This is a genomic window from Natronomonas sp., from assembly GCF_046483325.1.
Classification (GTDB): Archaea; Halobacteriota; Halobacteria; order Halobacteriales; family Haloarculaceae; genus Natronomonas.
In genome coordinates this window covers 42963-50050 of record NZ_JAWODL010000033.1, presented here as the reverse complement: position 1 = coordinate 50050, position 7088 = coordinate 42963, and the positions used below count along the sequence as shown (strand labels likewise).

The 7088-nt window shown below is 62.9% G+C and carries 7 protein-coding genes and 1 pseudogene; 5 read left to right on the top strand and 3 right to left on the bottom strand.

Features of this window, described 5'->3' with window-relative positions; all coding sequences use genetic code 11:
* Positions 1-1333, bottom strand: a 1333-nt coding sequence (locus tag R6U53_RS09910) for a tyrosine-type recombinase/integrase (RefSeq protein ID WP_410322200.1), incomplete at its 3' end; no start/stop codon positions are given.
* Positions 1334-1384: 51 nt separating this feature from the next.
* A pseudogene (locus R6U53_RS09905) lies at positions 1385-1501 on the bottom strand (4-demethylwyosine synthase TYW1); the annotation flags it as partial.
* 116 nt (positions 1502-1617) lie between these two features.
* Here R6U53_RS09905 and argS point away from each other — a divergent pair.
* The 3 genes from argS to R6U53_RS09890 all read left to right on the top strand — a co-directional run bounded on the left by argS (position 1618) and on the right by R6U53_RS09890 (position 4745).
* On the top strand, positions 1618-3360 hold the full coding sequence (gene argS, locus R6U53_RS09900) for an arginine--tRNA ligase (protein ID WP_410322199.1): 1743 nt from the start codon (positions 1618-1620) through the stop codon (positions 3358-3360).
* A 66-nt stretch (positions 3361-3426) separates the two neighbouring features.
* Positions 3427-4341, top strand: a complete 915-nt coding sequence (locus R6U53_RS09895) for a cobalamin-binding protein (RefSeq protein ID WP_410322198.1) — start codon at positions 3427-3429, stop codon at positions 4339-4341.
* Positions 4338-4745, top strand: a complete 408-nt coding sequence (locus R6U53_RS09890) for a desampylase (protein WP_410322203.1) — start codon at positions 4338-4340, stop codon at positions 4743-4745. Before R6U53_RS09895 ends, R6U53_RS09890 begins: the two co-directional genes overlap by 4 nt.
* A 198-nt stretch (positions 4746-4943) precedes the next feature.
* Here R6U53_RS09890 and R6U53_RS09885 read toward each other — a convergent pair whose 3' ends face one another.
* Positions 4944-5393, bottom strand: coding sequence for a universal stress protein (locus R6U53_RS09885; RefSeq protein ID WP_410322197.1), 450 nt, complete (start codon positions 5391-5393; stop codon positions 4944-4946).
* 217 nt (positions 5394-5610) lie between these two features.
* On the opposite strand from R6U53_RS09885, the gene R6U53_RS09880 reads away from it, so the two are divergent.
* Positions 5611-6414: a sulfite exporter TauE/SafE family protein gene (locus tag R6U53_RS09880; RefSeq protein ID WP_410322196.1), complete on the top strand. Its 804-nt coding sequence runs from the start codon at positions 5611-5613 to the stop codon at positions 6412-6414.
* Between the two features lie 84 nt (positions 6415-6498).
* Complete coding sequence (locus tag R6U53_RS09875; protein WP_410322195.1) at positions 6499-6933, top strand: universal stress protein; 435 nt, start codon at positions 6499-6501, stop codon at positions 6931-6933.
* The last annotated feature ends 155 nt before the right edge of the window (positions 6934-7088 follow it).

The window sequence follows — 7088 nt, the reverse complement described above, 5'->3', positions numbered from 1 at the left end:
CGGCCATTCGTTCGGCCACCTTATCCGCTATCTGATTCATCAATTCGTCGCTCTGCATGATCTGCTCCATGTTTTCATCAAGCGCCTCTTCGACCGCTTCGATTTCCTCCATCGTTTCCGTGTCCGTGGGGTCCGCTTGCTTGTAGGATTCTTTAATTCCTTCTTGGATCTGCTCTTCGGCTGCCTTGGCGTTCGGAGCGAACACAGTACCACAACCCGGACAGGCCTTCGAGCCTTGATCTAACGGTTCACCACACGTCGGACACGCCTGTGGGGTGAGTGGCGATTCATTCTTTTCTTTCCGAAGCCCGGCAGCAGTTTCGGCCGCTTTGATATGGTCCTCGTCGTTGAGGTGTTGATACGTCGTTTCCATGATCCGGCTGCCTTGTCCGTGGCCGATCAAGTGCTTGATCGTCGCGTCGTCCATGCCGTAATCACGCTTGCACGTCGTCACGAAATAGTGCCGGAAGTTGTGGGGATTCGGTGGTTTGTCCACGTCGGCGCGGTCGGCCAGTCGCCGAAGGGATCGGCGCATGGTTGACTGGGAAAGCTTCTCTCCATGTATGCCGCCGTTCGCGCTCGGCAGCGGCGTTATGAGGTAGTCTTCCGGCCCGCCTTGGTGTTTCTTCGCCCAGTCATACACCGGGCGCTTAGCGCCAAGCAGCGGCCGCTTGCGGCCGTTCTTGTCGGCCCCTTTCAACCCGTCGTCCTCGGTGTTCAGATAATACACACCTTCGTCGGTATCCACGTCCTTCAACCGAAGGGTTTGGATCGCACGGATTCGTTGGCCCGTGTTCAAAAACAGCTCCAACATACACCGATCGCGGTCATTCGTCACCGCGTTCCGAAGGGCTTCGATCTCCTCTCGGGTGTACATATCCCGGTCGTCAACCTTCGTTTCCGGGTTCGCATCAATAACGATTTCCGTTTGGTCAATCCCGAAGTGGGAGTGATACTCGAAAAACTTGGTGACGGCGCTTTCCCATTGACCGAGTGTACTCTTCCCGTAGCCGTCGTCTTTCACATTCGGGTGTGTTCCCCGTCGGAAGCCTTCGAACAGCTTGTTAATCTCCTCGGCTGATTTGAACTCGGTTAGTGGCCGTTCCGCAAGTTCGGACACACGTTTCAATGCTTGGGTGTATGCCGCGAGCGTTCCGTAGGATTTGGTTTCACGCTTGCCGCTATCGTTCGTGAAGTTGGTCGTATTGATCTCCGGGTCGATCGCATCAAGGAACTCACGGATATGCGTTTCGTCCGCTTCGGGAATATCGGCTTTCCCGAGTCGCTTCAAGGCACCTTTGTATCGGTGGGGTGGGTCGTCGGTGACAGTCATAACTACAGTCACCCCTACGAACGTGTTTCTTATAGAACCCGTGGTTAGTTAGAAGTGGTTCTTGTAGCAGCGACCCTCGCCGCGCAGGGCGTTGGCGGTCCACCCGCAGGTCTGGGCGGCCGTGTGGTTTTCGCTGTGGTAGTCGGGATCGTCGACCTGCTTGGGCATACGAATCGATTGGTACACAGCGCCCTAAAGGTCGCGATTACGCGAGCGGATGGTCGGGCTCACGTTCGTATCCACGTCTTCGAAAGTCCCTTTATGAGGCGGGAGGACCATCAGGTATGTACATCCCCCTGCGAGAGGAAGTCCGGGAGGCGCTCACCAACGCGCTCGCCGCCCGTGGCTATCCGACGGACGACCTCGGGCTCGAAGAACCCCCCGAGGACGTCGACGCCGTGTTCGCATCCAGCGTCGCCTTCCGACTCGCCTCGGAGGCCGGCGCGCCGCCGCCACAAGTCGCCGCCGAACTGCTCGACGAACTGGACGCCGACGCGTACAGACATATCGGCCGGATCGACGCACAGGGGCCGTACCTCAACTTCGTCCCGAGCGACGCCTACTTCGCGGGGACGCTCGAAGCGGCCCAGGCGGACGATTACGGCTCGCTCGACTCGCGCGACACGTCCGTGGTCGTCGAACACACCTCCGCGAACCCGACCGGCCCGGTCCACGTCGGGCGGGCGCGAAATCCCATCGTCGGCGACGCCGTCGCCAACCTGCTCGACTACGCCGGCTACGACGTCGAGCGCCACTACTACGTCAACGACGCCGGCCGACAGATGGCCGTCTTCACGTGGGCCTACGAGACGTTCGACGAGTCCGAACTTCCCGAACCGGCCCGTGACCGCGCGGAGTACCGGATGGTCCGCTACTACCGCAAGGGCAACGAGTACCTCGAAAACGCCGACCCCGACGCCGTCGAGGAGGCCGAAGCCGAGATCACGGCGATCCTTCAGGGGCTCGAGGAGGGCGACGAAGGGACCTACGAGCGCGTCACCAGGGTCGTCGACGCCGTGCTCGGTGGTATGCGCGAGTGCCTCGCCCGCCTCCCCGCGGAGTTCGACGAGTTCGTCAAGGAGAGCCGATTCATGCGTGACGGCTCGACCGACGACGTGGTCGCCCGGCTGAAAGCACACGAACGGGCGGTCTACGAGGAGGACGCGTGGCAACTCACCTTCGAGGAGATCGACAAGAACCTCGTCTTCCTCAGAGCCGACGGCACCTCGCTGTACACGACCCGCGATTTAGCCCACCACGAGTGGAAGTTCGACAACTACGATCGCGCGGTGACGGTGCTCGGCGAGGATCACAAACTGCAGGCCCGCCAACTCCGCGCGGCCCTGGAGGATCTCGGCAGCGACACCGACCGACTCGACACGGTCGTCTACTCGTACGTGAACCTGCCCGAAGGGAAGATGTCTACCCGCGCCGGGACCGGCGTCCAGCTCGACGACCTCCTCGACGAGGCGATCGACCGCGCACGCGAGGAAGTCGAAAGCCGCCTCGACGACCGACTCCGCGACGACGAGCTCGACGGATCCGGCGTCGAGCGGATCGCCAGACAGGTCGGGATCGGTGCAGTCCGGTACGATATCGTCTCGAAACAGCCCGCGAAGGCGATCACCTTCGAGTGGGAACGCGCGCTGGATTTCGAGGCCCAGTCGGCCCCGTACGTTCAGTACGTCCACGCGCGCTGCTGTGGAATCATCGGCGAGGCCGACGGGATCGCTCCCGAACTCGACGTCTCAGTACTCTCGACTGACGCCGAGCGCGAGTTACTCCGGACGATCGCCCGCTTCCCGGGAGTCATCGAAAGCGCGGCCGAAGACCACGAACCGCATCGCATCGCGACCTACACCCGCGAGATCGCCGACCGATTCAACGGATTCTACCGCGAGTGTCCGGTCATCACGGCCGACGACGAGGCGACGCGGGCTGCCCGGCTGGCGCTCGTGATCGCCGCCGGACACGCCGTCGCGAACGCTCTCGATATCCTCGGGGTCGAAGCGCCCGAGTCGATGTAGCCCATCGCGCGCCAGCAGATTCATTTCTCCCGCGGTCAAACAACGGGTAGGAGGATTCAGAGAACCGTGCCCCCACGCGTCGTGTCGCTGTTGCCGTCGGCCACCGAGATCGTCGCGGCCCTCGGCGTCGAGCCGGTCGCGACCTCACACGAGTGTGACTACCCGCCGACAGTCGAGAACACGCCGTCGGTCATCGAGTCGCGCATCGACGCATCGGCGTCAAGCGCCGAGATCGACGAGCAGGTCCAGGAATCGGCGACGGAAGGGGGCGTTTACCGGATCGACCGCGAGTCGCTGGCGGCCGCCGATCCGGACGTCGTCATCTCTCAGGGGATCTGTGACGTGTGTGCCGTCGACACGGTAGTCGTCGAGTCCGCGATCGAGGAACTCGAGTTGGATTGCGAACTGATGACGACCGATCCCCACAGCGTCGACGACATTCTGGATGACATCGAGGCGATCGGTGACGCGCTCGGACGAGCGGATCGCGCGGGGGAACTCCTCGCCTCGCTTCGTGCACGAATCGACGGCGTCGCCGCGGCGGCGGCCGAGAGTCCGATCCGTCCGACCGTCGCGGTGCTCGATTGGCTCGAACCGCCGATGGTCGCCGGCCACTGGGTGCCCGAGCTGGTCGAACTCGCGGGCGGCGAGTACGACCTCGCCGATCCCGGAGACGCCTCGACGCCGCGAGAGTGGGACGAGATCCGCGAGTACGACCCGGACATTTTCGTCGCTGCCCCCTGCGGATTCGAACTCGATCAGACCGCCGAGAACCGCACCGATCTGACAGAGCGGGAGGGGTGGTCGAGTCTGCGCGCGGTCCGGATGAACCGGGCGTACGCGATGGACGGCCACCACCTCACGAACCGCCCCGGTCCGCGCGTCGTCGAAACGCTGGAGACGCTCGCGGCGTTGCTCCAGCCGGAGCGCTTCGACGTCCAGGAGCCGTGGATGGCGACCTCGTTTTCGGCACTCGAATGACGCTCGAACTTCCCGACGCGGTTCGATGCCGGATCGTCGAAGACGCCCGGTCGGGATCGCCAGCGGAGGTCGTCGGTATTCTCGTCGGCCGTCACGGAGACCCATCGCGCGTCGAGCGGGCGTATCGGGCGACCAACGCGGCTGAGAGGCCCGAAGTCAGATACGAAATCGCGCCGGCCGAAGAGTTAGAACTGCTCGAACGGATCGACGCATCGGAGCTCGACATCGTCGGCTTTTATCACTCCCACCCGCGCGGCCCCCTCGAACCTAGTGACACCGACGCTCGGCTTGCGGCGTGGCCCGGTTACTCGTACGTGATCGTCTCGCTCGCCGACGAGCCGCCGATCGCGAGTTGGCGCTGGCGCGGCGATCGCTTCGATCCCGAATCGGTTCGGGTCGTCTGATCACCGCACGATCCCTGCCACGTCTTCCGGTTTTCTGATCGATTCACACCCGATACGCAAAGTCGACACCGAGTCGAGACGATCACCGAAGCGAACGTAGCTCATCGGCGCAACATCGACGAGTCGTCCGGACGATGACCAGGCTGAGACGTCGGATTCGAGCGTCGAGAACTGATCGGGCTGTCGATCAAACGCGGGTTATCCGTCGACCGGCGTTTTCACGACGGTCACGGGACGTTCCGCCATTCGGGCGACGCGTTCGGCGACGCTGCCGAGGAGGCGGCGGTACTCTCCCGGCCGGTCCTTCGAGCCAATCACCGTGAGCCCGATGTCGGCCTCGTCGGCGTACGCGAGGATCTCCTCGTGGGGAACGCCGTGTCGAACGACCGCGGTCGTCTCGACGCCTGCGGTGTCGGCTGCCTCGACGACCTCCGCAATCGCCTCTTCGCCTGCCTGTTCGAGCGCGCTCTCTAAGCCCTCAAACTCGTGGACGTACTCGTCGCCGGAGTAGGAACTGTACGTGTCGGTGTCGACGACGTAGAGTACGTGCAACGTCGCGTCGTACCGATCTGCGAGGTCGATGGCGTGTTCGACCGCTCGGTTCATTCCCGCGCTGGCGTCGGTTGGCAACAGAATGCTGTCGTACATGCTCGGAATTGCTCGGAGAACCAACGTATGTGTTTCGGCGACTCCCAGCATTCGGAACGGGCGAAATGTATTTACACTCGTATCGCCCATCGGTCCTCTCCCCGGTACTGCCGACGATCGCTGGTTCTCACATCGTCGTCCGACCGCTGTCGGCCTCTTTTGTCGTTTGCACCAGAACCGCTAATGTGAGCCGTTGCCGAGTAGATAATATCTGAACATGTTTGAATCCATGCTCCGGATAGATATTCTCTTATTTTTCGCGATCGGACTACTCGGCGGAGCACACTGTATCGGGATGTGTGGTCCGCTCGTGACGATGTACTCCGATCGGATGCGGCCCCAAACGGACGGCGGGACCGAAACCGTAACGCGGCCCGCGGGACCGGGACACCTCACGCTGTATGAGGTGCGACAACACGCGCTGTTCAACGTGGGGCGAGCGGCGAGCTACACGCTGTTGGGTGCGGCGTTCGGAGCGCTCGGCGGGCTCGTGTTCGTCACCGCCGATCAGTTGACCGCGATTGCCGACCTTGTTCGCGGCGGCGTCGGTATCGCCGTCGGGGCGTTCGTCATCGTCGCTGGCGGAAAGTATCTGCTCGGCGGCGGGGGCGCTGGGCTTCGGATTCCAGGTGTCGGGCGAGGAATAAGCTGGCTCGCCGTTCGGGTCCAGCGGTTGGTGAACGGCCCCAGCATCGTCGGCCTCGGCGCGCTCCACGCGCTGCTTCCGTGCCCGATGTTGTACCCCGCATATCTGTTCGCCTTCGCCACCGGATCGGCGATCTCCGGCGCGGTCGCGCTCGCCGCGCTCGGGATTGGGACGATTCCGGCGGTGTTCCTGTACGGAACGCTCATCGAGTCGGTCGATGCCGTTCACCGCCGCCGATTGCACCGCTTGCTCGGTGCCGTATTCGTCGTTCTCGGATACGTTCTGTTGGCGCACGGGCTGATGGCGATCGGGATCCACCTCCCGCACCCCCGGCTACCACATTACCAGCCACTCGGTGGTGGAATGGGTCACTGAACGGCGTCGCTCGGAGCGTCTCATCTATTCGAACGACATTCGAATCCGTTTACTTCCCGCGGCGGCAACGGCCAGACGAAACCGATGTACGACGACATTCTCGTTCCGACGGACGGCGGCGAACAGATGGACTCCGTTATAGACGCGGCCGTCGATATCGCAGCACAGCGCGGGGCGACCGTCCACGCACTCTCGGTCATCGACCGGGGCGTGTTTCTCACGCTCGACGAGGGGCTGACCGACGCGGTCGAGGACGAACTCACCGCGAACGCCGAATCCGCGGTCCGAGCGGCCACGGACGCCGCGACAGCCGCCGGACTCGAACACGAAGCGGTCGTCCGCCGCGGCCGCCCCGGGGAGGAGATCCTCGCGTACGCCGACGAGATCGGGGCCGACCTCATCGTGATGGGTACCCGCGGTGCGGACGGCCACGAGCGTCGAATGCTCGGCAGCGTCTCCCAAGACGTGATCACGGAAACGGACCGCCAAACGCTCGTGATCCCGCTTCGCACGGCCTGACCGGTCGAGTCGAGCGATCGAACTGTTCGACGATCCACCCGTCTCGAGCCAATCGCGCCTGTGTGAATATTTCATTATTTTCAACAAACAACGACCATATGAATATAAAATGAATAATAACATGACCACAGATAACATTTATACGGCGCTAATAC